The sequence below is a fragment of the Rhodoluna sp. genome (assembly GCF_049276775.1).
Lineage (GTDB): Bacteria > Actinomycetota > Actinomycetes > Actinomycetales > Microbacteriaceae > Rhodoluna.
Genome location: NZ_JBASXC010000035.1, coordinates 1 through 1,890 on the forward strand (window position 1 = coordinate 1; position 1,890 = coordinate 1,890).

The 1,890-nt window shown below is 50.3% G+C and carries 1 protein-coding gene; it reads left to right on the plus strand.

Annotation, left to right across the window (positions count from 1 at the left end; genetic code table 11):
• Positions 1-259 precede the first annotated feature (259 nt).
• Positions 260-1,890 (plus strand): DUF262 domain-containing protein (locus tag WAO31_RS02920; RefSeq protein WP_509590049.1); only part of this gene is annotated, 1,631 nt, incomplete at its 3' end.

Genomic DNA, 1,890 nt, shown 5'->3' on the forward strand with positions numbered 1-1,890 from the left:
TTTGAAACCTCCCAGATGATCCTGAGAACAACACCTGTGTTATAGGCAACAACCTGTGCCTTTGTCTCACGGTAAACCTGAGCCGGTGACTGTGGAAACTGAATGTTTGTCATGGGTAAAAGTTAGATAGGGGGAGTGACTTTTTTGTATCAGAGCGGTCTCGTAGCCTTAGGGTTAGAAATTAGAGCTGAGGGGAGCCGAGTTGTTTACGCAGGTTAGAACGCCACAAGATGTGTTTTTCAGTCCCCAGAGGCTGCTTGTGCCGCTTTTCCAAAGACCTTACGTTTGGAACCGCGATTCCCAATGGCTGCCTCTTTGGCAGGATGTCGAGAGGGTGGCTAATCGGCTTCTCAGCCACGGTAACGCAACCCCGCACTTTCTAGGTGCAGTTGTCTTACAACAGCAGCTCAATGAGACGGGCAGCCTAGCGACCCGGACGATTATTGATGGTCAGCAGAGACTAACCACCCTCCAGCTCTTGTTAGATGCGATTCGCAGAGAACTCAAGACAAGGTCTCTTGAGACGCTCAGCACTCAAGCTAAAAACCTTGTTCAGAACCAAGGTGAGTACCGGCGTACTGATGCGGACACATTTAAGGTTTGGCCAACAAATAGGGATCGAGAGGCCTATACCCAGGCGATGACGGATGATCCAGCGACTCGTCCCGATGGTGTCGACGCCGTGGGCCGAATCGGCGAGGCTCACGCTTTCTTCTCGAATCAAGTTTCCGAATGGTTAGGGGACTCGGACTTCGAAAAGCGCGCAATGGCACTGGTGGATGCCGTGAGTAGGTATATGCAGCTGGTAGTCATCGACCTCCAAGCTGATGAAGACGCCCAGGAAATTTTCGAAACCCTGAATGCCCGAGGCACACCACTCACAGCCGCAGACTTGATAAAGAATTTTGTCTTTCAGAGACTCGGGGGCGATAGCAAGACTGCTGAGGATGCTTACCTAAGTTATTGGCAAAGCTTCGAGACCCCTTTCTGGGAAGAACAAGTGTCTGCCGGAAGATTGCAGTACACCAGAAGCTCGCTCTTTTTGACCCAGTGGCTCGTCGCTCAAACTCGAGAGGAGATCACGGCCAGGGAGATATTCAACCGGTTCAAGGTCTACGTGAATGATTCGCCGGAACCAGTGCAGAAATTGCTACCCAAGCTCCGAAAATCTGGTGACATCTATAAGCAGCTTATGGAAGCATCCAAGGCTGAAAATGGAAAACTCTCTCGCACCGAATTGTTTCTTTACAGAATGTCAACCTTGGACTCAGAGGTCGTTAAGCCTGTGCTCTTGTGGCTCTTTGACCCAGAGCAAGAGGCTGTCTCCACCAAGCAGATCGAAAAGGCCCTCTCTTCTATAGAGAGCTGGGCAGTGAGAAGGGCCATCCTTCGACTCAACACCAAGAATTACAACCGGATGATTGTCGATCTTCTGAATTTGCTCCACAAATCGGATCGACTCGCGGCGGGTGATGCTGTTGAGTCTTACCTTGCCGGGCAAAGCTCGAGTAACAGCTATTGGCCATCAGATGAAGAGGTTATTTCGGCACTTACCTCAGAGCCGATTTACCGCAGAATATCGCGAGCCAGACTAAGGATGATCCTTGAAGCAATTGAAGATGATCGTAGGGGTGTTGGCAAGGCAACGGAGCGGTTTTCTGAAGGGCCTGTAATCAGAGGAAAGACCTCGATTGAGCATCTGCTCCCTCAGGACTGGAGGGCATCCTGGCAGGATTTTCTCTTTGATGAAGATGAAATTGATGAGATGTCCCTTGTACACCAACTAGGTAATCTGACGCTCGTTACACAACCACTGAACAGCAAGGTTTCCAACTCACCTTGGCCAACTAAGAAGAGGGCTTTCCAAGAGCACACAACTCTTCTAATGAC